This is a genomic window from Brucella tritici (assembly GCF_008932285.1).
GTDB classification, from domain to species: domain Bacteria; phylum Pseudomonadota; class Alphaproteobacteria; order Rhizobiales; family Rhizobiaceae; genus Brucella; species Brucella tritici.
Genome location: NZ_WBVY01000002.1, coordinates 446,497 through 472,974, shown reverse-complemented (window position 1 = coordinate 472,974; position 26,478 = coordinate 446,497). Strand labels below are relative to the sequence as shown.

The following is a 26,478-nucleotide window of genomic DNA, read 5'->3' as shown; positions in this document are numbered from 1 at the left end:
TTCAAGTTTGCGCAACGCTAAAAATCATTACATGGCCCGCAGCCATAATAGCCAGCGGGAGCAATGCCGCCCGCTTGGCGGACGGCAAGGAGAGCCGAATTGAATACGAGTGGTGCTGCGCGCGAACTGGGCACAAACAACAACATCCGCCGCTTGAGCATTAAACCTGTGCTGGAAGCCGCACTTCTTGGCGGCGTGGCAGTGCTTGCAATCGCCACGCCATCGTCGGCACAGGAAACAGATGTCCTCAAACTCAACACGATTGAAATCCAGTCGGATGGGAGAGGACCGCGAACCCCTGTAAAAGGCTATGTCGCAGAATACAGTCGCGCCGCAACCAAGAGCAACGTGCCTATTCGCGAAACGCCCCAGTCCATCTCCGTCGTCACCCGCGACAACATGAACGACCGGGCCGTCCAGTCGGTCAGCGAGGCAATGCTCTACAGCGCCAACGTGAATGCACAACGCTACGGCGCGGATGTGCGCTCGGATTATTTCACAGTGCGTGGCTTTCCGGCGGATCTCTATCTGGACGGCTTGCGCATTCCGCAAATTGCCAGCCAGTCGGGCGGTTATTCGGGTTTCGTCGTCGAACCTTACTCGCTGGAAAGCGTGGAAATCCTGCGTGGTCCAAGTTCCGCACTGTTCGGCCAAAGCAATGTCGGCGGTATCGTCAACATGGTCAGCAAGCAGCCGCGGGCGGAAGCATCGCGTGAAATCTATCTGCGCGGCGGAAGCTTCGAGCGCAAGGAGCTCGGCTTCGATATTACCGGGCCAATCAACAACGATCCCCGCTTCACCTATCGCCTGAATGGTATTTTCCGGGACAGCAAAACTTCCTACGACTTCGGCAAGAATGACCGGATATCGATTAATCCGAGTTTTGCCTGGCGTCCGGACGCAGATACCAGCCTTGTCGTTTCCGGCGGCTATCTGAAAGACGACATGGGACAAGCCGGTGTCATCATTCCGGCTTATGGCAGCGTGCTACCAAACCCGACGGGGCAAACCATTTCACGCGACTTCTCGGATGGCGACCCACGCAATGCGATCTACAAGAAAGAGATCGGATATGCGGGATACGAGTTCGAACATCGGTTCAACGACACGTTCACCTTGCGCCAGAATTTCCGCTATTCACACATGAAGACGGATTATCGCAATCTGTTCACCGGGGTGCTGCCCACCAGCGGCTGGGACGGACATACGATTCCGCGTACCAATTATCTCGCCCAGCCCGAACTCGACGCGATTGCTTTCGATACGCAACTGGAATCGCGTTTCGATACCGGTCCTCTGGCCCATACCCTGCTCGTGGGTGTTGACCAGCAGTGGCAGCGTCTCGACAATTATACGGCTTCGGCAAGCGGTCCGTCACAGGATCTGTTCAATCCGACCTACGACAAGCCACTCGCCAAGCTGTCGCCCACAACGCGGCTTTTGCAGAAGCAGTATCAGACCGGAATTTATGTTCAGGACCAGATCGAGGCCGGCAATCTGCGTGTCACGCTGGGCGGACGCCAGGATTTCGCCCGCATCGATTCCGAACAGACGACGCTCTCATCCGGGAAAACAGTCGATTACGAGCAAAATCCTGACAAGTTCACAGGACGCGTCGGTGTGGCATATCTGTTCGATTCAGGCTTTGTGCCATACGCCTTGTATTCGACATCCTTCCTGCCCACGCTCACACTTGCAGATACGCCATTGAAGCCTACTACCGGCACGCTGAAGGAAGTGGGTATCAAATATGCGCCCGAGGGCAAGGATTACGCCGTCACCCTCTCGGCGTTCGAAGCCGAGCAGCAGAATGTCGTCAACCGTATCTCCGGTATTTACTATCAGACCGACGAAGTACGGGTTCGCGGCATCGAGCTCGAAGGAACCGCCCGTTTGTGGGACAGGTTGAACCTGACCGGTGCCCTGAGCTTCCAGGACCCTGAAGTCAGCGAAAGCCAGAACCCGGCGCAGATTGGCAAACTGCCTTATACGGTGCCGAAGAACCAGCAGTCTCTGTTCCTGAGCTACGACATGCCGCTGCCCGGCAATGTTGAAGGAAATCTGGTTGTTGGCGGTGGCGTGCGCCGCATCGGCAAGACGGCGGGCGACACGCTCAACACCTTCTATGTCCCTTCCTATACGCTGGTCGACGCCTTTCTGCGCTATGACATCGGCAGCTATCGCCTGCAGGTAAATGCCTATAATCTTGGCGACAAGAAGTATGTGGCAGGCTGCAATTCCACCAGCCAGTGCTATTACGGTCAAGGTCGTTCCATCGTGGCGACAACGAGTGTTCGATGGTAACAGCTTTCTCGCGGCGTGATTTTCTGGTGGGGGCGGCTCTAGCCGCCCTTACGACTGTCGTTCGTGCACAAACGCCGCGAAGAATCGTCACGCTGGAATGGGCGGAGACGGAAATCGCTCTCTCGCTCGGTCTCATACCTGTCGGCGTTGCCGATCTTGCGGGCTATCGCCAATGGGTCAAAGTGGAGAATGACAGGCTTTCCAATGCGGTCGATGTGGGTGGGCGCCAGCAGCCCAGCCTCGAAGCACTGATGCACCTGAAGCCCGATCTCATCATCACATCCGCCCTACGCCATGGCGCCATCGCAGCCCGCCTGAACGAAATCGCTCCAACTGTGCTGCTCGATACGGATTCCGACAAATCTGATTTCTATGCCAACATGCAATCCAGTCTTCTGACGGCGGGCACAGCATTTGACAGAGAAGCAGAGGCGGTTGCAGAGTGGCAATCTTTCAAGAGCCACCTTGCCCTTGCCAGAGACCAGCGCTCTTCGCCCGCAACCAAAATCCTGGTCGCGCAACCTTTGCCCGGCATCGCACGGCTGCGTATTTTCACATCCAATTCCGCGGTAATGACGACATTGACGAAAGCCGGATTTGCCGAAGGCGTCCAGCGTGGTGCGCAATCGTTCGGGTTCACGACCTTTGGACTGGAAGACCTCGCCACTTTGAGCCCGGATACGCATCTTTGTCTTCTTGAAGACGCGCTTCCGGAAGAGCTGGCGGCAAGCGCATTGTGGCCGATCCTGCCAATGGTTGCGGGCAAGCAGGTTTTCACGATTGGCCGTGATATCTGGCCGTTCGGTTCCACCCGGTCGATGCTGCGTCTGCTTGATCGCGTGATGCATGTTTTGCCCAATTGAACAGACCAGCCTTATCGCGATTGCCTACGCATCAGCAGGATAAATAGTGGTGTTCCGATAAAGGCCGTGACGATCCCGGCCGGAATTTCCTGCGGCGCGATGAGCGACCGGCCGACCATATCTGCAAATACGGTCAAAATAGCGCCGATCAGTGCGGTAGCGGGTACCAGATGACGATAGCGCGCGCCACTGCAAATGCGCGCGGCGTGCGGCGCAATCAATCCGACGAAACCGATGGCGCCGACCGTAGCGACGGCACCTGCAACGGCCAGCGAAGCCAGCAGCATCGTCCAGAAGCGTGCGGCTACCGTGTTCACACCGATAGATTCCGCCTCATCCCGGCCAAGCGCCAGAATATCGAACCGTCGTGCCAGCGCCCATGCAAGCGGGATCAAAACCAGCCAGGGAACGAGCGCCTCCACATCCTGCCAATTGCGGCCATGAGTAGAACCCGCGAGCCATGAAAGCGCTTCCGCCACCTGCAATTTGGCTTCAATGACGATGATCGTGCTGATCGCCGACAGGCTCGCAGCAATAGCAAGACCCGTCAGCGCAGTCCGTTCCGGCGACATGCGCCTGCCAAGCAATGTCACGGCGAACACAACCAGGCAAGCACCTGTCGCGGCGATGAGGGCAAAAAGGGAACTACCCGGCACGACGCCAGTTAACAGCCCCGTAAGACCGGCAAGGGCTGCTCCTTGCGAAAGCCCCAATGTCTCGGGGCCGGAAAGCGGATTGCGCGTGACAAGCTGGAGCAGCAGACCGGCACATGCGAGCAAGGCTCCAGCGCCCATGGCAATCAGCACACGTGGCAGGCGCAGCGAATAGACTGTGCTCCAGTCGGTCTGCCACCCGGCAATCCCGTCGCCAAAGATGAGACCGAGCAGCAGCGATAACAACGAAAGCAATGCGAGAATGAGATAAAGCGCTGCTTTTCGATCGAACAGAACTTTTCCCACAACAACATTTGCACGAGACCGCGTTTCACCCCCGATTTTGCGCAGGACCAGTATCAATACGGGTGCTGCGAAGCAGGCAGCGAGAATTCCGGTGGGCATGATCGTACCGTTCCGGCTCAACAATTGCGCCGCAACATCCGCCGCCAGAAGCGCGATCGCGCCCCACAGGCTTGCTGCAGGCAGCAATGTGGCATGTCTGTTCAATCCCATGGCGCGCAGAAAATTCGGAACAGCAAGGCCGATGAAGCCTATGGGACCGGCTATCGAGACTGCAGCACCCGAGAGCACGACCGTAACCAGCAATCCGATGATTGCCGGAGCTTTTCCCACACCAAGGCCTGACGCCATATCATTTCCAAGTGCCATCACGTCGAACTGTCTGCCAAGCAGGATGAGCAGCAGAATTCCACCAATGATAGCGGGTGTCAGCGGGGCGACCTTGTCCCAGCCGGATTGTTCCAGAAGTCCGGCTGACCACAGAATAATACCGGATGCCCGGTCATCAGCCGTCAGAACGATCGCCGAAGAAAGTGCGGAGAAGGCCAGTGAAATGGCCACGCCCGCAAGCGCCAGCCGAACGGGTTGCGCCCGCAGGCCGCCACCGACCAAGAGGCAGAGGCAACCGCCTGCCGCCCCGCCGAGAACCGTGGCAAGCACGCCAGGAAAGGCAAATGGCAGCACGAGACTTGTCACGACAAGGGCGAGCTGGGCGCCGCTGGTTACGGCCAGAATGTCAGGCGCGGCAAGAGGATTGCGCAGCACCGTCTGCATGACCGTTCCGGCTGCGGCGAGCGCAGCGCCAACCAGAATGGCCGCCAGCGCCCTGGGCAGGCGAATGGTCTCGATGATGTTCTGAGCCAGCGACTGCGGCCGCGAAGGTGCATCAACAATATCGCCGAATGTGACATTGCCGCTGCCGACCACGAGCTCCGCGACAATCAACGCCAGCAAAAGCCCAACTGCGAGCGCGATCAGACCGGCAGAGGACGCCTTGGACTTGGTCGCCTCCGCGATAACCTTCGGTGATGTCATTTTGTCGCCTGCTGTTTGTCGTCGCCGATCCAGCGCGGCAGGCAAAAGGAGATAGGCAAAGCGGGATGCGGGATAACGTCCATCTCGAAATCGAAGGCTTCCTTTAGATGCTGTTTCGTCAGCACGCTTTCAGGATCACCCGACGCCATGAGACGTCCCTTGCGCATCAGTATAACGTCGTCGGCCAGTTCCATGACCTGATTGAGATCGTGAAGCACGGCGATGATGGTCAGATTTCGTTCCCGGTTAAGCTTCTTCAAAAGCGTCAGCAGTTCCGCCTGATGCCGGATATCGAGAAAGTTCGTCGGCTCATCGAGAAAAAGTACAGAAGGATTCTGGGCCAGGGCTAGCGCGACCCAGGCGCGCTGCCGTTCCCCGCCTGACAGAGACGCTACCTGTCGATGACGCAGTTCCCACAGACCGACCTGTACAATTGCTCGCTGGATTATATCCTTGTCATTCTTGCTCAGGCGCGCAAACAATCCACGATGCGGATGCCGACCGTTTTCGACCAGTTCCTCGACAGCAATACCGACAGGAACTTCGGGCATCTGACCGAGTATGGCTATTTTCCGAGCCAGTTCTATCCGACGCATAAGACTGATATCCTGGCCCTCAAAAAACACTTGTCCTCGCGAGGGTCTTTGCAGACATGCCATAGTGCGCAACAAGGTGCTTTTGCCTGATCCGTTAGCGCCGCATATGGCCGTTATCCGACCGGAGCCGATGGATACGCTAACCGATTGCAGCGCGGGCGAACCGTCATAGTCTACGGACAGATCACTAATCTGTATGACCGAATGTTTCATTTCCGTTCCTGGACTATATTTCGACGGCCTGAGCGGCAAAGATTGAGCAATAGTCAAATCTGCTGCCTCAGACAAGCGTGATCGCAGGAGCTAACTCCATCCGCTTTCAACGAATCTGACATCGCCGCTGGCGCCAAGCGGTGATGTAAACAATTAGGGCTGTGAAAAATGCATGACACAAGAATTCGAAGCAATCTGGAGGCGCTGGAAAAGCGCGGATTGTATAATTAAGGCCCCTTTTTCCTTTTTCTCTGGGCCAGTTATACTTTACAACATAAAAGGTATAACTCGTCTATGGTTACCATGAAAAAGATCGATCTCGGTTATCAAACTGTGCTGGCAGAACTGGGGCAACGTTCTATGGACGCCGAGTGGACAGCTGATTCCCCCAGGACGCTTTCAAAAAGTCATCGTGAAGGGGAAGGCCTTTTGGTATTTTGACATCCCTGACAGTTCGGGTGGCAAGTCACGACGATACGTGGGGCCTGTCAATGATCCAGAGGCCACCCGAAGAGTCGAGAACCATATAGAGCAAAAGAACGGTCTCCTCTCCCGCAGACGAATAGCGTCATCGCTAACCCGAGAAGGCGGCATGATTGCACAGGATTATGCAGTATCACGCGAAGTCCAGGACTCCCTTCCTACAATTATTGATCTTTTGCAGGAAGTCGACCAAACTTTCAGACCTGTTCCACATCGATCAGGGGCTGCGGCTTCATCCGCGTTCCAGAATGCTAGCGGATACCGGGTGGAATTTCTGACATCAAATCTTGGATCGGACAACTACACGGATCAACCGTCGAAGATGCCTGTTATCGGTGGTGCGAGCGCGGATCCATTGCGCTTTCTCTGTTTTCTGATCCGCGATTTCGTACGTACGGTTCTGGTCTACAAAGCAGGCGTGTCAGTCACGGGCCCAGATTCAGCCAGATATGCTGTCCACAAAATGATTGTTGCTACCCGGCGTCGCAATTACGGCATGAGTGCAATTAAAAGGGATAAGGACATCCGACAGGCGGCAATTCTGTTCGAGACACTATACGAAACACGAAGAGCTTCGGATTTCACAATTGGCTTTGATGAAGCATGGGCAAGCGGTTCCGCATGGCAAGAAACCTTAAACGAGCCAACGATGAGTATGATATCAAAAGACGCCCACGAGATGCTCAATCAAATTCTGCCGCAAGGATATCAAGAGCTTGGCAAAAACAGCCTGAAAACCTTCAGCAAAGGATAACAAACGAGCCTCTGTCAAGGAGGTGAAAGCAGGCCGATTTGAATGGTTGGAGGTGGACCAACCAATTCAATGCGACTCAACTTGATTGCCGTCAATCAAACTTCTGCCAACGTGCAGATGTTTTTTGGGACCAGCGTCTCACCGAACGTATAATAATGCGAAAAAATTGTCGGCCCTTCAGTCATACGGAAATAAATTCTCTTATTAATATTAAAGCAATTTAGAGAAATTACCAATAATTCCGTCCATAATGCTAGAAATACCAAGCATATGTTAAATAATACATAACCACAACAAATATTGAAGATGACCGCAATTTGTGCCATATCTCGATAGGTATTATATATTGGAACCATCTTTATTCTACGGTGAGAACGAACTGCACGAAGAAACGGCGCGTTACCGCCGCTATCGACTGCGCATATTGATAGCGCTCCAAAGATCAACAAAACGACCGCCACAAATGCGTGATTCTTTCCGATGAGACCCGCCATAGTGGGTGCCAAACCCCACATCAGATAACTGTAGAAAAAGGTTAGCCGCAGTCCGTAATTGTGTGAAAATAATTGCCAGGAACGGGCAGGCCACCTTTCGCCGATGCATGTGCGCAATCCGTGAAAGCCAGAAGCCTAACGATGCACGACTACTTCTCGCTGTGAACGATCCAGAATTTATGTAAGTCGCTCGGATTGTCCCATGCCGCTACAGCGCCAGGGCGAATAATGAAAATGTCGCCTGCCACAAACGTCACGCTTCCTTCGTCAGGGTTGGATAAGGTAACCTCACCCTTGCGCAGCATCATCAGTTCGGAGAAGGAATAGGTGATAGGGTGGCGGGCATAAGGCGTAGTAGCCCATATGCCCCAGGCAAGCAGATCATCACTCTGGAATTCATGACGGTAGGTCGTCGGAGCGGGCGTGGTGAGCAGTGCTGCATTGGGTGCGCCACCAGTCGCCATAGGATGGTCAAGGTCAAGTTTAGTGAATGATGCTGGTGCGTTCTCCTCATGAATCGTGAGGATTACGCAATCCGCTGCCCGTGCCTTCCATGAGAATGTACAGCCGGGTAGGCTAGCGGCCTCACCCTTGGCCAACACGATTTCGCAACCGTCGCGGTCTATAAGTGTCAAAGCGCCGTCACGAAGCATCACGATAGACGGGAATAGGCTCTTTACGCCTTGTCCTTCTCCCGAAAGAACTGCGCGTCCGACGCCGAAAGGTTCAGTAGACTGTCCATCCAGAGTGATAGCTTGGAAAGCTACTTCCAGATCGGAGGCGCATGAAGGCGCAACGCCCAGATTGATTACGTTTCTCAGCAAGTTAAAATCTTTCTGCATAGGATTTATTTCGATGCGAAGCCAAGGCTGTCCTTGATCCAGTACCAGCGGATGCCAAGGTCCATGACAGGCTTGCGGATCGCATGCCAGGCAAGGCGTGGAATCTGAGTGGTCGGATAAACCATGGGGCGATCTTCGGCGATGTATTCGGCATACATTTTGCCAAAAGCGGTCGCCATGGCTACGCCGCGGCCATTAAAGCCAAGCATGGCATGCAAACCTGGGGCGGGATTATGAAGATGGGGCAGGCCATCCATGGTCAGTGCCACGTGGCCGGACCAGTGGTAGTCTATGCCAACACCATCCAGTTGGGGAAACAGCCTCACCATTCCAGCTTTTAGCGCTTCCATCAGCGCTTTCTTTTCATTCATCCCGACGGCGCCGCGTCCGCCAATGAGAAAACGCCCGTCTTCTGATTGGCGCATATAAAAAGCGATCTTGCGCGTTTCCGACAGAACCACACCTCCCGGCATGATTTCTCGCCGCTGCTCTTCTGAAAGTGGTTCCGTCGCTATCAGCATGCTTTGCACGGGAAGAATGCTTTGGGCGAGACCCGGTAAAAGATTGTCCGTGTAGGCGTTTGTGGCGATGAGGGCTTCGCGTGCGCGAACTGCCCCATTCGAGGTATTCGCAATCCAGTCGCCGTTTTCGTGCGTGAGAGAAGTAACGGACGAATCTTCAAAAATCTGAACGCCGCGCGTCGAGCCGACGCGGGCGAGCCCGCGGGCATAGTCCAGCGGTTGCAAGGCACCGGCGCGTGGATCGCGCCATCCGCCGAAATAGCGTTCCGTGCCGGAAAGCCTGGCAATCTGCGAGCGGTCCAAGATCTCGACTTCGACACCCTGTGCCTGCCATTGTCGGGCGCGTTTGTGAACGGCGGCGGTTGCGAGCTGGGAATGCGCAGCTTGAATCCAACCGGCACGAACGGGTGAGCATTGGATATCATGTTTACGCACAAGGTCGAAGACAAGATCACCTACGCCGCCGACGAGATCGATCATGCGCTTGCCGTGCTCGGGCCCATAGGTTGCAAGAAGATCTTCGGGGTCATGCTTCAAGCCGGGGATCACCTGTCCGCCATTGCGTCCAGATGCACCGAAACCGATATGACGCGCCTCAAGGACCGCCACCGTCTTGCCGCGCTCGGCAAGGAACAAAGCGCTTGAAAGACCTGTAAAACCGCCCCCGACAATAACCACGTCCGCTTCGTGCACGCCATTCAGTTTGGGATGGCTCGGCTTTGCTTCCCCAGCTGCGTTCCACCATAGCGAGCGCGAGAAGCTCTCCGGACTGCTTGCCATTTTCATCTTTCTCCAGCGTGTTTTTCGGCCTGCCACAGGTGATTTTACTCGGGCTTGTTCACCCAGAGAACGAAAGCTTCCGCTTCACCGTTATTGAAGAATCTGTGGCGAGTCGTTGAAGGCAGGGCAAATCCGTCCCCTGCCGAAAGCAGATACTGAGCATCTTCAATCTGCAACGTGAAACTGCCCGAAATGATATAACCCAGTTCCTCGCCGGAATGCGTGTAGCACTCCTCACCGGAACTCCCGCCCGGAATGATCCGCACTGCGAAGGATTTCATGGTTTCGATGAGTTCAGGTGAAGCGCGGTGTTTGATGACACCGCCAGCGTTCAGCACTTCAGGCTGTTCGCCTGCACGCAATACATAGGGATTGGCGCGAGCTGCTGCTGCAAACCCTTGTGGGTCAATGAGCTGAGCTGGGCTCATGGAGAGCACATCGGCAATCGTATAGAGGGTGCGCACCGTTGGCGAGACGAGGCCGCGTTCGATCTGGGACAGCGCCCCGGTCGACAGGCCCGACACTTCCGAGAGATAGCCGAGGGTGAGGCCCAGCGTCTGCCTGCGCGTACGGATACGCGCTCCGATATCCCCAGCATCGTTTGGCGTGGGTTCGCTGACAGGGGCGGTCCGGGATATCTCTGCCTTGTTCACTTTTGGCATCCTTTAATGGCTCTCGCTACGAACTGGAATGAATCGGGGTTGATTAGTTTTCATTATTCTGCTTCATAATTGCCAGACATTCAATAAACTAAAAACAAAATCCATCCAAAACATGGAGGGGACATATCAGAAATGGCTCACAAGAATACGCCCTACTGGTGGGAAGCAGCCCCGCCGCACAGCGCTGGGCAGCGTGCAATTGAGCCGAATTGCGATGTAGCCATCGTTGGTGCGGGCTATGCGGGACTTTGCGCTGCCCTTCATCTTGCGCGAGCAGGGCGAAAGGTTCAGGTTTTTGAGCGGGAACAACTGGGCTTTGGTGCTTCCAGTCGCAATGGTGGCTTTACCAGTGGCAATATTCGTCCTGATGACAAGACCCTGATCCGCAAATTTGGTATGGAACGGGCGGTAAAGATTGCCGCCGAAGGTCATGAAGCGCGCCGCTTCATGATCGATTTTCTGGCTAATGAAGATATAGACGCGCATTTCAAGCTCGTGGGCCGATTCAGCGGCGCGATGACGCGCGCAGAATATGACACCATGGCTCGAAGCGCAGAAGCTATCCAGCGTGCAACGGGTGTCGAATCCTATGCAGTTCCCCTTAACGAGGTTCACCAACATATTGCGACGGACCTCTATGCGGGCGGCAGCGTGCGTATGGATATTGGTGGCCTTCATCCAGCGAAGTTCCATGCGGAACTGGTGCGACTGGCGCTGGCTGAAGGCGTGTTGATCCACGCCGAATGTCGCGTAGAAGGCATCGACCAAACCACTGATAAGAAAACGGTAATTACGGCGCGTGGCCGCGTTCAAGCGCGTGACGTTCTTGTTTGCACAAACGGTTATACTGATCATTCGGACCGCTGGTTGCGTCAGCGATTGGTGCCTTTGCGTTCGCGAATCATCGCAACAGAAGATCTGGGCGAGGAACGAGTACGCGACTTGGTGCCGGGTTTGAAAATGCTCACCGACACGCGCGCGATGACTTACTATTTCCGTCCGTCGCCGGATGGACGGCGCATTTTGTTTGGTGGGCGCGATGTAACGAGCCGAGGCAATCCGGAAAGCGCCACGCAACGTAACTATACAGAAATGTGCAAGGTTTTCCCGCAGCTGGAAGGTGTCGGTATCTCGCATAGCTGGTTCGGCTATGTGGCCATGAATCGGGATATGGTGCCGCGAATTTTTCAGCATGGGGCGGTGCACTATGCAACCGGCTTCTGTGGCTCAGGTGTCGTCTGGGCGCCATGGCTCGGCTTCAAGGTCGCGCAGAAAATACTGGGTGTGCCGAACAGCGAGAGCAGTTTCGATTTCCGTCCACCGCAGTTTGTGCCGACATGGCGCGGAAAGGCCTGGTTCATGCCGCTGGTTTTTGCCGACCTTGAACGGAAGGATCGCAAGTTGGAAGCGACAGCATCCAATGAACGGGCATCGAGAAACAGTTCGAGTTCCCAGGGTGGCCAAAAATGAGAAGCCGCAACGCGAATGCTGGTCACAACGAATTTCACTTTATCAAACGCGGTTTCACAACCGGCGTTATGAATAACAGGCTTATCGCTGCATTTAGGAAGGAGAATGCCATGCGTCTCAAGAAAATTTTCGGTTTGGCAGCTATGGCGGTCGTCATGGGGAGTGCGATGCCCGCCTTGGCCCAGGAAGTTGTCAAAGTTGGCTCTTCGCCCACCGGTTTGCCGTTTACTTTTGTGAACACGGAAACCAAGGCTATGGACGGCGTATTGATCGATGTGGTCAAGGCGATTGAACCTGATATCGGTATCAGGGCGGAATTCGAGGCCGTGCAGTTTTCGGCGCTCGTGCCGTCGCTCACCGCGAACAAGATCGATATGATCGCTTCGGCAATGTTCATCACCGAAGAGCGTGCAAAAGTCGTGGACTTTTCTGATCCGGTTTATGGCTACGGCGAAGGCGTCTTCGTACCGGTTTCGGATGATACTGCCTACAAGACCTATGCGGATCTCAAGGGTAAGACCGTCGGCGTACAGGTGGGGACCACCTTCGTAGATTTGTTCAAGAAGAGCGGTCTGTTCAGTGAGGTCAAGGTCTACAAGGGCATTCCCGATATCATTGCCGACGTGAATGCCGGGCGTATCGACGCCGGTTTTGGGGATGGGCCAATGGCTGCCTATTACCTCTCTCAGGGCCGGTTCCCCAAGGTGAAGATGGTCGAGAGCTATGAGGCTTCGGCTGGCGGAGAGTTTGGTCTGGCCCTGCGCAAGGGTGACGAACGCATGCCCAAGATCAATGCAGCCATCGCTCGCATCAAATCGGACGGCACGCTTCAGAAAATTCTTGCGAAATACGGACTGAAATAATTCCAGTGCGAGCATGGGGATCGATCCCCATGCTCGAAATTTCAGGTGTGCTCCACGCGTGCGTCCAGGGAGAAGCTCTTCATGCTTTCCGGTCAACGCGCGAAACGGGGCTTGCCGGCCACAGGGCCTCATCCCCGTTTGATCGCGCCAAATAAATAGAGTCAAAGCCAATGCAAAACTTTCTCATGGACATCCGCGAGTTCTTCCCGATCTTGCTGGAAGGCGTGAAATACACGCTTCTCGTGACCTTGGGCTCCCTTGTCCTTTCGACCCTTCTAGGGCTTGTCTGGGCGCTGATGCGGGTGTCGGGAATCCGCTGGCTGTCGGCTATTGCCGGAGCTATCGTCAACATCATTCGCGGCATTCCTATCCTGGTGCAGCTGTTCTATATATACTTTGTTCTACCGGAATTCGGCATTGCGCTTTCCGCTCTTCAAGCTGGCATCATCGGCCTCGGCATTGCCTATTCGGCCTATCAAGCAGAGAATTTCCGCGCTGGCATCGAAGCTATCGATCATGGGCAGACGGAAGCCGCACAATCCATCGGTATGGGCTGGTTCATGACGATGCGCCGCGTGATCCTGCCGCAAGCAGTTCGTGTGATCCTGCCGCCTTACGGCAACATCATGGTCATGCTTTTGAAGGACAGTTCGCAGGCATCGGCCATTACGGTCGCCGAACTGACCTTGCAAGGTCAGCTGCTCGCTGCTTCGACCTTCAAAAACATGAGCGTCTATACGCTGGTTGCCATGTTCTATCTCTGCCTGAGCTTGCCGCTGATGATGGCTGTCGGGCGTCTTGAAAAGCTCTTTGGTAAAAGAAACGGACACTGACCATGGCGATGATTGAAATAAAGAACGTCACCAAATCCTATGGTCCGCTTCAGGTTCTCAAGGGCATCAGCGCTGAGGTACAGAAGGGGGAAGTCGTCTGTCTGATTGGCCCCTCGGGATCAGGAAAGTCGACAATGCTGCGCTGCTTGAATGGGCTCGAGACCTATCAGGGCGGCGACATTCTGATCGAAGGTCAGCGGGTCGACGCGAAGGATCGCTCGATCCGCGATCTTCGCACACGGATGGCGATGGTGTTCCAGCGGTTTAACCTGTTTCCCCATCGAACCGCGCTTGAGAATGTCATTGAGGGGTCTGTTTACGTCAAAGGCGAAAAACCTGCCGAGGCTCGAAAATATGGCGAGCACCTGCTTCAGCGCGTAGGTCTGGGAGACCGCGCCAACCATTATCCAGGCCAGCTTTCCGGTGGCCAGATGCAGCGTGTTGCGATTGCCCGTGCCTTGGCCATGAGACCGCAGGCGATCCTGTTCGATGAGCCGACGTCTGCGCTTGATCCCGAACTGGTTGGCGACGTGCTTGATGTCATGCGTAGTCTTGCTGACGAAGGACTCACAATGCTGGTCGTGACACATGAAATGGGTTTTGCCCGCGATGTGGCTGACCGGGTGCTTTTTCTTGATGGCGGCGTCATCGTTGAACAGGGTAAGGCAAAGGAAGTGCTCGGCGCGCCCCAGCATCCGCGCACGCAGGACTTCCTGCGCCGAGTTCTCAATCATTGACTTATATTGATGCGTGACATGCGCTGCGTGTCACGCAGGGGGAGGCGCTATGGCTTTCTATTGTTACCTGGATGCGGCACGCACCGGGGCGATCCGCGACGTATTTGCGCGCGAACTGCCGGAAGTGGAGTTTCTATCCGGCGATTTGGATGCCGAAGCTGCGGCAAGGGTGCGTCATTTGCTGTGCTGGCAGGCTCCTGAGGGATTGAAGGACCGCTTCCCTGCACTTGAGATCATCTTCTCAAGCGGGGCAGGAGTAGAGCAGTTTCTAGAGACAGATATTCCCTCTCAAGTTCGCATCGTCCGTATGACCGAGCCAGGTCTTGCACGGATGATGCAGGAATATGTTACACTCGCCGTGCTGTCCCTATTCCGCCAATTGCCCCTCTATCTGGAACAAAGCCGTGACGAGATCTGGCAAACCTTACCTCAGCCAAGCGCACGCCGTCGCCGGGTGGGTGTAATGGGGCTTGGATATCTGGGACAAGCTGCGTTGACAGCGCTCAGGCCTTTCGGTTTCCCATTGTCCGGCTGGAGCCGAAGTGAGAAGAATATTGAGAGCGTACGGTGTTTCTCCGGCGCGGATGGGCTTCAGGCATTCGCTGCGCAAACAGATATACTCGTCTGCCTTCTGCCGCTCACGGCGGAAACGGAAGGCTTGATCAATGCTGAGTTTCTTGCGCGTCTGCCGACGGGTGCAAGCGTGGTTCTGGTCGGTCGCGGACCGCATACGGATTACAACGCGCTTCTTGCAGCTCTCGATAATGGCCAGCTCTCGTCGGCCTTCATCGACGTAACCGCACCTGAACCGCTCCCGTCAGGACATCCCCTCTGGTCGCATCCAAAGGTGATCGTTACCCCACACATCGCATGTGTAACTGACAGCCATGGGGCGGCTGACATACTTGTTGAAAACTTGCAAAGGCTGCAGAAGGGCGAAGCTCTTATGGGTGAGATTGACCGCAGTCGAGGTTATTGAAGCGGTAGACGCTGGAACCTTAACTCGACCTTAACCGGGGTTGCGATTATGTGCTATGAGGAGCTGGGACACATTGGATAGATTGCTGCTAATGTTGCTGCGCTGTCAGCTATCGCTAGGGATGGTAAGTTCTTCCATGCTAATTTGACCGCAGTTTTCTGAATAGAATTAGAACTATATCACTGATTAGTTCATTCATTCAACATCAGCTTAGATGATGATAGTTCCATAATATACATTATCTGATTAAGTCATTGTTTTTATTATATTTTTTTCTATAGAGCCTTGTCTTCACTGCCAATTGTGCGCCCAGGATTTTCCCATCACGGATAACTCCGTTATTGTTTTGCATATATAATTACGAAGAATGGCGTATCCACTGTGCACTCCCACCGCCGACGATGCCATCCCACATCTTAGTTTGGTGCCCACTATGAACCGCTACAACATCGCTGAACGACGTACAATTGCGCGCTAGCGACCGTGCGCCGCTTGAAATCTATCCTGCCACGATGTATATACTCGTGCATATACAAAGGAGACCAATATGCCACAGCTCCGACACTCTGAACCTACACCGGCCCGCGAAGCAAAACTCTTCCGTAACAATAAGAGCCAGGCTGTACGCATTCCAGCTGACTTCGAACTTCCCGGCGACCGGGTGATGATCCATCGCGATGGAGATCGACTTATCATAGAGCCGGTGCGTCGCCCGAACCTGTTGGAAGTGCTTGCTGGATTGGAACCACTTGGACCGGAAGATCAGTTCCCTGATATTGACGATACCCTGCTACCATTGAAAGAAATCGACCTGTGAGCGCCCTCTACATGCTCGACACCAATGTCGTGTCCGAGCTTGCACGAAACCCCAAGGGCGCTGTCGCCAGACGCATCGCCGAGGTTGGAGCAGAAGCTGTTTGCGTCAGTATCATCACGGCAGCAGAGTTGCGTTATGGATGCGCCAAAAAGGGATCGCCAAAGCTGCTGGCGCACATCGAGGCCATTCTTGGAAGTATGCAAGTGCTCGCACTTGATACGCCTGCCGACGCCGAGTATGGGCGAATCCGAGCCGAATTGGAAGCCGTTGGTAAGCCCATCGGTCCGAATGACCTCTTCATCGCTGCCCATGCTTATGCGCTCGGGGTGGTGTTAGTCACGGCCAATACCGGAGAATTCTCACGCATCCCTGCTCTGAGGGTCGAAAACTGGCTACGCGACTGAGTCGTGCTGTTGTTCCTTCAAAGAGTATCTGCCGCTGAATGGACAGATCACAAAAAGTGCATTTATGATCGGTAGATTGTACCTTGGTCTGCTCATGCCTCGGATAAAGACTGGTTTTCCCCTGATGGCTGCTATGAATGTAGGTGCCGAATCTGAACAACAATTGATGCCTTGACTACTGATGATGACCAACCCGATCCACATTCTCAAAACCGTTTATGGATACGATGCCTTTCGTGGGCGACAAGCTGAAATCATATCGCACGCGATAGCAGGCAATAATGCATTCGTCCTGATGCCGACAGGCGGCGGCAAATCGCTATGCTATCAGATTCCCGCCCTTGCGCGACCGGGCATGGGGATCGTGGTTTCACCGCTTCTGGCGTTGATGGCGGATCAGGTCTCAGCGCTCCGGCAGGCGGGTGTGAAGGCTGCAGCGCTCAATTCCGACCTTGCTGGCGATGACAGGCTGGCCCTGTGGCGTGATATCCATGCTGGGGCGCTTGATCTGCTCTATGTCGCGCCTGAAACCCTGCTCAGACCGGATACATTGCAACGCCTGAGCGATGTGCCTCTCTCGCTGATCGCTATCGACGAAGCACATTGTCTGTCGCAATGGGGGCATGATTTCAGGCCATCCTATCGGCAGCTTGATGTGCTGATGACGCAGTTTCCCGATACGCCCCGCATGGCGTTAACAGCAACCGCCGACGAGCCGACACGTGCGGAAATCCTGTCGCATCTGCAGATTGACAAGCGCGATACCTTCATCGCCGGTTTCGACCGTCCCAATATTCGCTACACGATCATGGAGAAGGACAATCCCCGTGCGCAATTGAAACGCTTTCTACAGGATCACCAGGGCGAAAGCGGCATCGTTTACTGTCTTTCAAAACGTAAGACGGAAGAAACAGCCGAATGGTTGCGCAGCCTGGGCTACGACGCCCTCTCCTATCATGGCGGCATGGAGAAGCATGCGCGCGAGGCGAACCAGGCACGATTCCAGCATGACGAGGCAGTCATCATGGTGGCAACGATTGCCTTTGGGATGGGCATTGACAAGCCGGACGTTCGCTTCGTCGCCCATATCGATCTACCGGGAAGCATCGAAGCCTATTATCAGGAGACAGGGCGTGCGGGGCGCGACGGACTTCCAGCCGAGGCGATGATGCTCTACGGTTATGATGATATCGTCCTGCGCAGCCGCTTCATTGAAGAATCCGACGCGCCTGATCAGCGCAAGCGGATGGAGCGGCAGAAACTCGACACACTTCTTGGGCTCGCCGAAACGGCGAACTGTCGCAGACAGGTGCTGCTGTCTTATTTCGGTGATCGATGTGAACCATGCGGCAATTGCGATACCTGCGCCGAACCACCAACCCTCTTCGATGGGACAATAGCCGCGCAGAAAATATTGTCCTGCATTCACAGAACCGGGGAACGGTTCGGGCAAGCCTATATTGTCGATGTCCTTCTTGGCGTCGACGATGAGCGCATCAGCCGCTTCGGCCACGACCAGATTTCGACTTTCGGAATCGGCCGCGAGCATGACAATCACACCTGGCGCGCGATCGTACGGCAGTTGGTCGCGCAGCGACTGATCGATATCGACTTTGCTGGGCACGGCGGTTTGTCGATCTCGGAAACAGGTCGGCAGTTTTTGCGCGCAAAGCATACGCTCATGTTGCGTGTCCCGCCGAAATCGAAGCCATCGCGTGGTGCTGTTTCGCGTGGAAAATCGGTAACGTCCGCTCTTTCGGAGCGTAATGAGGCGCTGTTTCAGGCGCTGCGCGAGAAGCGGTTAGAGATTGCACGCACGCAAAATGTCCCACCTTATGTGATCTTCCACGATCGGACACTGATCGAACTGGCCACTGCCAGACCAGCTTCACGCGCGCAAATGGCCGACGTGCCCGGTGTCGGCGAAACAAAGCTCGAACGCTATGGCCCGGCCTTTTTGGCCGTCATCAACGCACACGGGTAAATCCGCCGCAGCCTTTGGAATTCAACATTACCGGCCTTAGAGTCTGTCAGCGCTACCCGGGATCGCCAGATTCCTTCGGGTTTGATTTTGTGTTTCTCGAGATCATGGCTGGATTCACATCAAGGATAAATTCGTGATATCCGTTTTCTCATAACCGATCCCGACCGTTCATTCTTCTCCGGGTCAAATGCCACCGATCTTCTTTCATGGCCGTCTATCGTCAGTCAGACATTCACCCTCAGCTGCGATTTCTATCGCCCGACGCACCGCCTCCTCTGCAGCAAAGGTGGTGATTTCAGCTTCGTGCGCGGAACAAGGACGAATTCCGAACCCCCACACTGTGTACATCTCATTTCGAGCCAGCGTCGTGTTACCTGGATCCTCCACTTTTAGTGCGTATTTGGTTGCAGGTGGGGTCATGGGGGCGGCTCCATAGAAGCTCCCGCTAATGACTTCGAGTTGACCAACCTGACAGCGCACGCCGTCGAATTCTTTGAGTGCCGGCGGCAAACTACCAGCAAGGACGATCGCATTAATTTTCGAAAAATGACCGTAGAACACATAGTGAAATTGCGTATCCAGATCGAAAATGCGTAGCCGTGAGATCAGCCGATCGACACCTTCATATTGCAATATACAAAAATACGCATACCCGTCACAAACCGGAATGTCCGCTTCATCAAGCACCTGCGCGTTCTCGCCGAATATGTCCCATGGATTTTCTTTAAACACTTCATCATCTCTAACAAGCCAATAGACATATTGTGAGATCAATCAGCCACCGGGGCAAACAGACCATGAACACCGATGAAAATTTCTAATGTGGCGCTGAACGGTATTGTGTAACTGGATGAATACGACCGTTGCGACGAGCACAACTGGCAGGTTTGGAACGTTAAAGTTTGACAAACAGCCAAGAGCGCAAAACCTGAGGCATTGAGCCGCTCGTCCAGATCGCACTCGAGGAAACCTACCGTCACACCCGCCAGGTCTGCGACAACCATGCTGAATGGCTGACCCGGATTTAAGCGGCCTGACAAATTGAAGCCGGCAACCCAAATAAGAAAACCGGGAGCACGTATGACGCGTGCTCCCGGTTTCATATCTCGATAGACTATGGGTTGCCCAAATAGTCGCTTACGCGAGTGCCATTCTCATTTCGCCGATATATTCTCCACGCTCCCAGAAATGGCTCCATGCGGTGTTTTCGTAGTTGGCCCGGGGAAGTCTGTAGAGCGTCAACCGGACAGAACCTTGCTTTCCAAGTGCGAGCAACCGCTCGCGATAGGTTGTGGCTACATGGATTGCAAATTCATTCGCGAAATCGAATTCATACTCACCATTGATATCGACGCTGTCGACAAAACACTCGTTGGTGTCATCAACAATCACCACACATCCATTAAGCGTGGAATAAGCGCGACAGGCTCGTCTGAAATCGTGCCAAACCGAACCTTGTCCTGATTGATTATAGCGTTGTTCGACGGTGGCCTCATCGGCGAGGAACGAAAAATGTCCCTCCTCAAAATCCTTGAGCATGCGCGCTGCGATGCCATTGCTCGTTTTATCGATACCGTAGTCTAAAGGCGAAGTTCCAATCATTGAAAAATCCTTCCTTGAAAATGATTGTCTGTCAGCTTCAAAAAGCGCTGACTTTTATAGTAAAGCACAATATGATAATAATATCAAACGCTTACGCGGTTGCAACTGGTCCAATGGTGCCCAAATGGCCCCAAAATGGCTTCATTTCGATGCGTTTTAATGCCTGTTTCATGACATAATGTCGCATGTTGGGGCGCGTCAGTGGCATCCGCAATCAAATCGCGGATTTTAATATCTGGACGATCTGAAAGCGCTATTTATCCGGGCAATGCCAGAAAGCCCCTGACCAAACCATCGGGCTTGATGGACCTCGGCTTAGATCTGGATAGCAGACACGACGTTTGCCCCTGTCCGCCAATCACCATTTTTCCTTCTCGCGTAGCGACTACGACGAAAAAGCGGCCTAGAGATCGGAATGCTACCGTATCACGGACAAATCCGTAACAGCACAAACCAGAGTGTTCATGTCATTGGTTGCGGTCCAGCTTTTACTACCGACCTCGTTGTCGCCACCCCCTACCCATTAAGATCAGCCCGTGTCAGTTAGGCTCCTGTGCAGTGCGTAGCGGGTTATTCGATAGCTATCACCCAGTCCCACCGAAATCCGTTTCTGCCCTGTTCCCACCTGTAACCGTAAGGGTTGCAGACAATGCGGCTTCGGCCGATCTGAACGTCAATGGCATGATGCGTATGACCACAGATCCATAAATCCGGAGCCTGTTCGGAATGCAGGATGTCATTGAAAGCCTCTGCGCCAGAGGCAAACAGAAAATTTGCCTCTTGCCCCGCATAGACGGGCGGCGTGCAATCGGGATGCGGCATGTGATGGGTCAATACCACCGTGGAGCCGTCAAATGGTTCTGCCAGCTTTTGTCGGATGTAAGCTGCATCTGAACGATGCAGCTCCAGCATATCCTCCGGCGTGAACCGTTTGCCATCCTGCATGGAGATTGCATGAAAATCATTGAGCATCTGACGCGCCATCCACATTCGCTGCGGCAAATCAGACTTCGCGGGGAGTTTCATCTTGAAATCGACCCATAGGCTTGCGCCAATGAAGCGCGTATTGCCGAAAATTAACTCATCCGCATCAAGACAAGAAAACGGTTGCGGCCATTGCAGAGAAAGCGCCTCGATTGCCTTGATCGTCTGCCTGTCGCTTTCAAGCGAACGGTCCCGGTCGTTCATCATCCACTTGTTCTGATAAAATTCGTGATTTCCGGGGACATAGATAATAGGCTTCTCGTAGCGCCTGATCAGAAATTCCAGCGTTAAATGGAGATCTGGCGCCGCATTGAGGTCGCCGGCAATCATGATCACATCGCAGTCCGGCGCTTCTTCATATGGTGGATAGACAACTTCCTGCAGTTCATTATGCACGTCAGACCAGATCCAGAGTTTCATGCCGTTCCCTCTCTATTCCTATTGATAATCTCGACGCTGTTTTCGAGTCTGGTTTTCCAAGAAAGGCCGCCGCGTTTCTGACAGACATGGAGAAACTTCCACATCGGCTGTCCTGCCGATTGATGTGCGCAGCCTGATCAGTTTCATTCTTTCTCATTGCCCGATGTCTTTTTGGCCAAGCCGGTAAAAGCGGCTGAATGTGCGGGCATAGTTCCGGTCGAGATCCAGAAGCCAGAGCTCGGACGTGATGCCATGCGGTACGATTTGTCCGAGCCGAGGATGTTCGAATAATACACCTTCCAGACACGTTGCCCGCCGTGCACTCAGCTTCCAGCTTGTGATCGCTGGCGAATTGGTCAGTATCCGCTCATTGGGATAATCACCCTGGAATATCCGCTCGAGATCCATGACCAGAGATTTCAGCATCCTGATTTCAAGCTCGAGCTGCTCGCGATTGTAGTTTCCATTTTTGATTGTGACCGTCATGCCGTGTTCCTGATGAATGAAGAAAATGATGGAGCGCTCGAGCGCGCAACAACGCGCCCGGGGATTGGCGTTTCCTGATTTCCACGCATGTGTTTGTTATTGAGAGCAAAAGCTGAGCTGTTCAGCGTAACAAAGGCATCCACCCTGATATCTGGGCAGAAGATACTCCGCTACCTCAGCTATTTTGCTTTAACCTTCGTTCTCATCGGTTGGCCGTTAGCTCGGTATTGAGATGCCGGATACCCCGGTTGGTCTGCATCGCGGCAAACTCCACGCTGCTGCATAACGGATAAGTCCGTGACACGCAGTTCATATGCTTCGCACGAAGCATTGGCTGATTGGCTCACGTCGGCTCAACGACGTTATCTGGCGTCAAAATCTGAATCTTCGACGTAGGCATCTGGTCGAGCGCTTCGACCGCAATCTTCGCGATCTCTTCATCGATCAGTCGTGCTTGCTCAGCTTCAGTTTCCGCGAATATGTCGCCGAGCCCCTTGATCAGCTCTTTCCGAAGAGTTTTTTGCGCATTGAGGACTTTCTCTGCGACACCTGTTCTGCCCGCCAAACAATCAAGATCAGCCAATGCCCAGATCCCCTCCTCAACCTGGCTTTCCAGTAGGAGCGGATCGATGAGCGCGAATTCGCAATGATCAATGTCGATGTCGTAATACTGCTGCGCCAGCCGCACCGATAATGATGACATAATCGATGCTTCACTGCGCCAATGATCCAGAGCATCTCTGTGGGCGCTGATGCCGTAAATCAGGCTGAATACACTGACGCGCCTTTGCTCCCGCTGATGAATCGCGAGATCAAAGGCGTATGGACCAGCCGGTGGTTCCAAAGCGCTCCGGCCTTTATCCTGGTTCTGTTTGCTGGAATTCGATGCTATGGATTTGATGACGTTGCTGAAAGCATCGCGGGTCAACGGTATAGAACAACAATCGCAGTAATCTTCTGGACCCTTCACCCGCTCTTTCGACATGCCAGCTTCGATCAGGCTGATGATCTTTTCGCCTTCATTCCACAGTGCACAACGGAAAATTTTCTCTGACAAACCCCGCTTCAGGCCATCTTTGTCATGTACGCTGTTGATGTCCCTGAAACTAAGTCGCAGATAAAATTCCGAGTTGAATTCGCGCCAGTGACTTCGCTTCCTGGTTTGCTGCTCGTACAGATTAATATGCCCGATTACGGTTTCTGCAAACATAGTTCCTCCTTGTCCGGAGCGATGTAATCGCTGGAGCAAAATGGTTGTGAACGGCGGTCGCGCTTGCCATTGCAAGCGGCGTCAGTTTTTGAAGACAGCAAAGCCGTGACGTTGCGCGCAAACGCAGACGACCAGAGTGTCAAAATGGAAAATTGGGGGTTCGGGCTTTAAAGAGCGCCGAACGCGTCAGAAGCGGAAATTATCTCCGCTGTGAAGCCGCCATGCCGATGTGGAATTCAGGGTACAGATCTTTTAATCCGGGACGAATGTCGATAATAACCAGCATAGCTTGGCTCCTGTTGTTGGCAGGCTAAGTCAGTCTCCATTCTGGTGTTACCAGCACCGGATGGAGACGCCTGATCGATCAGGCAAGGTGACTATTGCAGGATCTCAAACGCGCTGCAAGGATCCGGAACAAAAAAAGATCTCCAAACAGAATTTTTATCTAAGTCCCGGATATCACCGGCTTTTTCGGCTTCACCAAAACAGTGATAAAACGTAGTGGCCATCAGGCTTTTGCGCTGTGATGAACACCTGAGGAAGCCGTAATGTGGAGCTTGAAAGTTATCCACAGGCTGGGCTTCAGCAGCGAAATGTCCTGCACATGTGCCATGAATAGCAGTGACGCTACCACGGACGATCCTGAGCAACCCCGTCGTTTCCCTGCTTTAAGCCTCGACGATATTCCGCTTCAACGCCAACGTCGAACAATGCGATTCATCTGCAAACGGCGTTTCATGGAGTAATGGGGGGACGACAGACAAGAGATACAAACTGCGTTTGTAAAATTGTCAGGTTGAAATCGAAACAATATGGTTTGGAAAACGATCCTCAATGTTCGGTGTCGTCAAGAACCCCGCCGGGCCTCAGATGCATCTTGCGACGGAAATCCCAGCTGCCTTTTGTGTATCTGACAATCAGGTCATCAATGACTTCTAATGAAGCATCTTTATCGAAGCCCTGATCCGCCAGCGCATCAAGAAGCATATCAATCAGCTTCTCCGTCCCGTCCTGATTGCCAGACTTCACCACTTTGACGATCATAAAATGCAGCAGCACTCGTGCTATGTCGTCACGCGTCGGTTTGCGCCGTGCCCTCAAACGATCGCGATAGTCCTTCTGCCGTTCGCGCTGCTTGCGCAAACGTTCCGACTGCTGTCTGCTCGATGCCATGGCTACTCCAGATTACGTACCAATAATCAAAGCTTGAGCTCGAAAACCGTCGGCGCAAAGCGTTTTCTGCCAAGCCCCGCGCCTGCCCGCAAACGGCGTTTGTCATTGAATCGGAAATCCCGGGTTCAGCAACGCTCTTCCCAGACTTTGAATCGGATTAATGCAAATTATCTCGATTTGAAATATGTTGCGGGCAAATTGGAACGACATGCCAACACGTTGCGATGCGTTACCCGCAATTCATGATGACATGGCCGCACCACATATCCATTTTAAAAGCTTTATTTGCCGCTCTATGAAAGTTTATAGCCTCAAACGGCGTTTCCATCTGACATGCAGGTTTGGAAAAATGCCCGTCTACCATATTCTTTCACCTCCCGCGCCCCTGAGTTCCCTCAAATACGGCAGAACAGTCCTGCACGTGGTCCTGGGCCTTCAAACGTCGTTTGCCGATGAATCGGATATGTCCTGTTTCGTAACGGTTTTCTGGAAGCCCGCAACGTTAATCCAGAAGCTGGAATCGCAAGATTGCAAATCATCCGGATTTGAAACGCATTGTGGGCACGCTGATATACGGTGCAGACACGACATATCGGCGTGCCCACGAGATATGATGGCCTGAAGTGCACGGCCTTTGCCGCCAGACGAGAAACAGGAGCGTGGCAAGTGGTGCTTCAGCCTAGTTCGCAGCTCGGGCAGGCATTTCGTCCTGTCGAATTGGTCTGCCCTCTGAAAAGAGATCCTTCGTGAAGTATGGCTTTTGAGCCTCAGAAGGATATTGAAATGGCAACGATTGGAGCTGGATAAGCAATCGATCCAGTGAATCGATTGCCCAGCGGAACACACAAGGCCGAAGAGATTGTCACGAAACTCCGTCAGGTTGACGTGCTGAATGCGCAAAGAAAATCGATGGCGGAGGCGATCCAGTCGATAGGCGTGACGGAAGTTACATACTACCGGTGGCGGTCCGAATACGGTGGACTGAAGGGCGACCAGGTGAAGCGCCTGAAGGAACTGGAAGCGGAGAATACCCGGCTCCGGCGAGCCGTTTCCGACCTTACCCTGGACAAGATGATTTTGGCCGAGGCCGCGAAGGGAAACTTCTAAGCCCCGCCCGTCGCCGTGCTTGCGTGGATCATGTGATCGATGAACTGAAGGTGTCCGAACGTCGGGCATGCCGGGTTCTCGGCCAGCATCGTTCCATTCAGCGCAAGATCGCCAAGACCCCGGATGATGAAGCGGCGTTAACCGCAGACATCACGGCGCTCGCTCGTAAGTCAGGCCGCTATGGCTATCGCCTCATCACGACGATGCTGCACCAGGCTGGATAGATCGTGAACGTCAAGCGGGTTGAGCGCATCTGGCGACGGGAGGGGCTGAGAGTGCCTCAGAAGCAACCGAAGCGCGGTCGGCTGTGGTTGAACGACAGCTCGTGCGTCCGGCTTCGACCGGAATACCCCAACCATGTCTGGTCTTACGACTTCGTCGAGGATCGCACGCACAACGGCAGGAAAATCCGCATGCTCAATGTGATCGACGAGTTCACGCGAGAATGTATCCCCATCAGGGTCGAGAGAAAGCTGAAGGCCGTCGATGTCATCGACGTGCTTTCCGACCTCTTCATCCTAAAGGGCATCCCGACGCACATTCGTTCTGACAACGGCCCGGAGTTCATCGCAAAGGCACTCCGGGAGTGGATCGCAGCAGTCGGGGCCAAAACCGCCTACATCATGCCGGGCAGTCCGTGGGAAAACGGCTATTGCGAAAGCTTCAACTCGAAGCTCCGTGACGAACTGCTCAACGGCGAAATCTTCTATACGCTCAAGGAGGCGAAAATCATCATCGAAAACTGGCGACAGCATTACAACACCGTGCGGTCCCACTCATCGCTGGGCTACAAACCACCGGCACCCGAAGCAGCCCTCTGGCCTGCCAAAATGGACCGGCGTCAACACCGGCGGTGGCCAGCAGACCGAGCATGCACTAACATTCCAAACGGATCACCCCATAGGG

General features: G+C 54.0%; 22 protein-coding genes and 2 pseudogenes. 12 read left to right on the top strand and 12 right to left on the bottom strand.

Annotation, left to right across the window (positions count from 1 at the left end; translation table 11 throughout):
* Positions 1 to 99: 99 nt before the first annotated feature.
* On the top strand, positions 100 to 2,304 hold the full coding sequence (locus F9K94_RS07690) for a TonB-dependent siderophore receptor (RefSeq protein ID WP_192799463.1): 2,205 nt from the start codon (positions 100 to 102) through the stop codon (positions 2,302 to 2,304).
* Positions 2,298 to 3,167 carry an ABC transporter substrate-binding protein gene (locus F9K94_RS07685; RefSeq protein WP_151644658.1) on the top strand — a complete coding sequence of 290 codons (870 nt, stop codon included), beginning with the start codon at positions 2,298 to 2,300 and terminating at the stop codon, positions 3,165 to 3,167. Before F9K94_RS07690 ends, F9K94_RS07685 begins: the two co-directional genes overlap by 7 nt.
* An 11-nt stretch (positions 3,168 to 3,178) precedes the next feature.
* Here the strand turns inward: F9K94_RS07685 and F9K94_RS07680 are convergent, their stop codons facing one another.
* Complete coding sequence (locus F9K94_RS07680) at positions 3,179 to 5,158, bottom strand: iron ABC transporter permease (protein ID WP_151644656.1); 1,980 nt, start codon at positions 5,156 to 5,158, stop codon at positions 3,179 to 3,181.
* Positions 5,155 to 5,967 carry an ABC transporter ATP-binding protein gene (locus tag F9K94_RS07675; RefSeq protein WP_151644654.1) on the bottom strand — a complete coding sequence of 271 codons (813 nt, stop codon included), beginning with the start codon at positions 5,965 to 5,967 and terminating at the stop codon, positions 5,155 to 5,157. Before F9K94_RS07675 ends, F9K94_RS07680 begins: the two co-directional genes overlap by 4 nt.
* A 303-nt stretch (positions 5,968 to 6,270) precedes the next feature.
* On the opposite strand from F9K94_RS07675, the pseudogene F9K94_RS07670 reads away from it, so the two are divergent.
* Positions 6,271 to 7,204, top strand: a pseudogene (locus F9K94_RS07670) (GSU2403 family nucleotidyltransferase fold protein).
* 643 nt (positions 7,205 to 7,847) lie between these two features.
* Here F9K94_RS07670 and F9K94_RS07665 read toward each other — a convergent pair.
* Genes F9K94_RS07665 through F9K94_RS07655 form a run of 3 tightly spaced genes read right to left on the bottom strand, consistent with a single transcriptional unit; the run spans position 7,848 to position 10,503 of the window.
* Positions 7,848 to 8,522, bottom strand: a complete 675-nt coding sequence (locus F9K94_RS07665) for a cupin domain-containing protein (protein WP_235920586.1) — start codon at positions 8,520 to 8,522, stop codon at positions 7,848 to 7,850.
* A gap of 23 nt (positions 8,523 to 8,545) precedes the next feature.
* Positions 8,546 to 9,841: an NAD(P)/FAD-dependent oxidoreductase gene (locus tag F9K94_RS07660; protein WP_151644650.1), complete on the bottom strand. Its 1,296-nt coding sequence runs from the start codon at positions 9,839 to 9,841 to the stop codon at positions 8,546 to 8,548.
* A gap of 44 nt (positions 9,842 to 9,885) precedes the next feature.
* A complete protein-coding gene (locus F9K94_RS07655; protein ID WP_061347477.1) occupies positions 9,886 to 10,503 on the bottom strand; it encodes a cupin domain-containing protein in 618 nt (205 codons plus the stop codon).
* Positions 10,504 to 10,635: 132 nt separating this feature from the next.
* Between F9K94_RS07655 and F9K94_RS07650 the strand changes: the two genes are divergently transcribed.
* The 8 genes from F9K94_RS07650 to recQ all read left to right on the top strand — a co-directional run bounded on the left by F9K94_RS07650 (position 10,636) and on the right by recQ (position 18,590).
* Positions 10,636 to 11,973, top strand: a complete 1,338-nt coding sequence (locus F9K94_RS07650; RefSeq protein WP_151644648.1) for an NAD(P)/FAD-dependent oxidoreductase — start codon at positions 10,636 to 10,638, stop codon at positions 11,971 to 11,973.
* 110 nt (positions 11,974 to 12,083) lie between these two features.
* Complete coding sequence (locus F9K94_RS07645) at positions 12,084 to 12,836, top strand: ABC transporter substrate-binding protein (RefSeq protein ID WP_151644645.1); 753 nt, start codon at positions 12,084 to 12,086, stop codon at positions 12,834 to 12,836.
* A gap of 170 nt (positions 12,837 to 13,006) precedes the next feature.
* Positions 13,007 to 13,669: an amino acid ABC transporter permease gene (locus tag F9K94_RS07640; protein WP_192799462.1), complete on the top strand. Its 663-nt coding sequence runs from the start codon at positions 13,007 to 13,009 to the stop codon at positions 13,667 to 13,669.
* A gap of 8 nt (positions 13,670 to 13,677) precedes the next feature.
* Positions 13,678 to 14,406 (top strand): amino acid ABC transporter ATP-binding protein, encoded by a 729-nt coding sequence (locus F9K94_RS07635; RefSeq protein ID WP_151645331.1) that lies wholly within the window; start codon positions 13,678 to 13,680, stop codon positions 14,404 to 14,406.
* A gap of 49 nt (positions 14,407 to 14,455) precedes the next feature.
* Positions 14,456 to 15,385, top strand: a complete 930-nt coding sequence (locus F9K94_RS07630) for a 2-hydroxyacid dehydrogenase (protein WP_151644643.1) — start codon at positions 14,456 to 14,458, stop codon at positions 15,383 to 15,385.
* 547 nt (positions 15,386 to 15,932) lie between these two features.
* The gene (locus F9K94_RS07625) at positions 15,933 to 16,202 is read left to right on the top strand and encodes an antitoxin (RefSeq protein ID WP_151644641.1); all 270 of its coding nucleotides are present in this window, start codon (positions 15,933 to 15,935) and stop codon (positions 16,200 to 16,202) included.
* Positions 16,199 to 16,606 carry a type II toxin-antitoxin system VapC family toxin gene (locus F9K94_RS07620; protein ID WP_151644639.1) on the top strand — a complete coding sequence of 136 codons (408 nt, stop codon included), beginning with the start codon at positions 16,199 to 16,201 and terminating at the stop codon, positions 16,604 to 16,606. Before F9K94_RS07625 ends, F9K94_RS07620 begins: the two co-directional genes overlap by 4 nt.
* Before the next feature lie 181 nt (positions 16,607 to 16,787).
* Positions 16,788 to 18,590, top strand: a complete 1,803-nt coding sequence (recQ, locus tag F9K94_RS07615) for a DNA helicase RecQ (RefSeq protein ID WP_151644637.1) — start codon at positions 16,788 to 16,790, stop codon at positions 18,588 to 18,590.
* Between the two features lie 204 nt (positions 18,591 to 18,794).
* Here recQ and F9K94_RS07610 read toward each other — a convergent pair whose 3' ends face one another.
* From F9K94_RS07610 to F9K94_RS07580, 7 genes are all read right to left on the bottom strand, one after another.
* A complete protein-coding gene (locus F9K94_RS07610) occupies positions 18,795 to 19,364 on the bottom strand; it encodes a hypothetical protein (protein WP_151644635.1) in 570 nt (189 codons plus the stop codon).
* 363 nt (positions 19,365 to 19,727) lie between these two features.
* On the bottom strand, positions 19,728 to 20,192 hold the full coding sequence (locus tag F9K94_RS07605) for a hypothetical protein (protein WP_151644633.1): 465 nt from the start codon (positions 20,190 to 20,192) through the stop codon (positions 19,728 to 19,730).
* 570 nt (positions 20,193 to 20,762) lie between these two features.
* Positions 20,763 to 21,596: a metallophosphoesterase gene (locus F9K94_RS07600; protein ID WP_151644631.1), complete on the bottom strand. Its 834-nt coding sequence runs from the start codon at positions 21,594 to 21,596 to the stop codon at positions 20,763 to 20,765.
* Between the two features lie 153 nt (positions 21,597 to 21,749).
* Positions 21,750 to 22,082 carry a hypothetical protein gene (locus F9K94_RS07595; protein ID WP_151644629.1) on the bottom strand — a complete coding sequence of 111 codons (333 nt, stop codon included), beginning with the start codon at positions 22,080 to 22,082 and terminating at the stop codon, positions 21,750 to 21,752.
* A 343-nt stretch (positions 22,083 to 22,425) separates the two neighbouring features.
* Entirely contained in the window at positions 22,426 to 23,292 is an 867-nt protein-coding gene (locus F9K94_RS07590; RefSeq protein WP_151644627.1) for a hypothetical protein, read from the bottom strand.
* Between the two features lie 377 nt (positions 23,293 to 23,669).
* Positions 23,670 to 23,942 carry a hypothetical protein gene (locus F9K94_RS07585; protein ID WP_151644625.1) on the bottom strand — a complete coding sequence of 91 codons (273 nt, stop codon included), beginning with the start codon at positions 23,940 to 23,942 and terminating at the stop codon, positions 23,670 to 23,672.
* Positions 23,943 to 24,123: 181 nt separating this feature from the next.
* Complete coding sequence (locus F9K94_RS07580) at positions 24,124 to 24,465, bottom strand: hypothetical protein (protein ID WP_151644623.1); 342 nt, start codon at positions 24,463 to 24,465, stop codon at positions 24,124 to 24,126.
* An 828-nt stretch (positions 24,466 to 25,293) separates the two neighbouring features.
* Between F9K94_RS07580 and F9K94_RS07575 the strand changes: the two are divergent.
* A pseudogene (locus F9K94_RS07575) lies at positions 25,294 to 26,452 on the top strand (IS3 family transposase).
* The last annotated feature ends 26 nt before the right edge of the window (positions 26,453 to 26,478 follow it).

Coding starts and splice junctions, on each gene's coding strand:
- F9K94_RS07685 (WP_151644658.1), top strand. CDS start 2,298: ATGGTAACAGCTTTCTCGCGGCGTGATTTTCTGGTGGGGGCGGCTCTA.
- F9K94_RS07680 (WP_151644656.1), bottom strand. CDS start 5,158: ATGACATCACCGAAGGTTATCGCGGAGGCGACCAAGTCCAAGGCGTCC.
- F9K94_RS07675 (WP_151644654.1), bottom strand. CDS start 5,967: ATGAAACATTCGGTCATACAGATTAGTGATCTGTCCGTAGACTATGAC.
- F9K94_RS07660 (WP_151644650.1), bottom strand. CDS start 9,841: ATGGCAAGCAGTCCGGAGAGCTTCTCGCGCTCGCTATGGTGGAACGCA.
- F9K94_RS07655 (WP_061347477.1), bottom strand. CDS start 10,503: ATGCCAAAAGTGAACAAGGCAGAGATATCCCGGACCGCCCCTGTCAGC.
- F9K94_RS07650 (WP_151644648.1), top strand. CDS start 10,636: ATGGCTCACAAGAATACGCCCTACTGGTGGGAAGCAGCCCCGCCGCAC.
- F9K94_RS07645 (WP_151644645.1), top strand. CDS start 12,084: ATGCGTCTCAAGAAAATTTTCGGTTTGGCAGCTATGGCGGTCGTCATG.
- F9K94_RS07640 (WP_192799462.1), top strand. CDS start 13,007: ATGCAAAACTTTCTCATGGACATCCGCGAGTTCTTCCCGATCTTGCTG.
- F9K94_RS07635 (WP_151645331.1), top strand. CDS start 13,678: ATGATTGAAATAAAGAACGTCACCAAATCCTATGGTCCGCTTCAGGTT.
- F9K94_RS07630 (WP_151644643.1), top strand. CDS start 14,456: ATGGCTTTCTATTGTTACCTGGATGCGGCACGCACCGGGGCGATCCGC.
- F9K94_RS07625 (WP_151644641.1), top strand. CDS start 15,933: ATGCCACAGCTCCGACACTCTGAACCTACACCGGCCCGCGAAGCAAAA.
- recQ (WP_151644637.1), top strand. CDS start 16,788: ATGATGACCAACCCGATCCACATTCTCAAAACCGTTTATGGATACGAT.
- F9K94_RS07605 (WP_151644633.1), bottom strand. CDS start 20,192: ATGATTGGAACTTCGCCTTTAGACTACGGTATCGATAAAACGAGCAAT.
- F9K94_RS07600 (WP_151644631.1), bottom strand. CDS start 21,596: ATGAAACTCTGGATCTGGTCTGACGTGCATAATGAACTGCAGGAAGTT.
- F9K94_RS07595 (WP_151644629.1), bottom strand. CDS start 22,082: ATGACGGTCACAATCAAAAATGGAAACTACAATCGCGAGCAGCTCGAG.
- F9K94_RS07590 (WP_151644627.1), bottom strand. CDS start 23,292: ATGTTTGCAGAAACCGTAATCGGGCATATTAATCTGTACGAGCAGCAA.
- F9K94_RS07580 (WP_151644623.1), bottom strand. CDS start 24,465: ATGGCATCGAGCAGACAGCAGTCGGAACGTTTGCGCAAGCAGCGCGAA.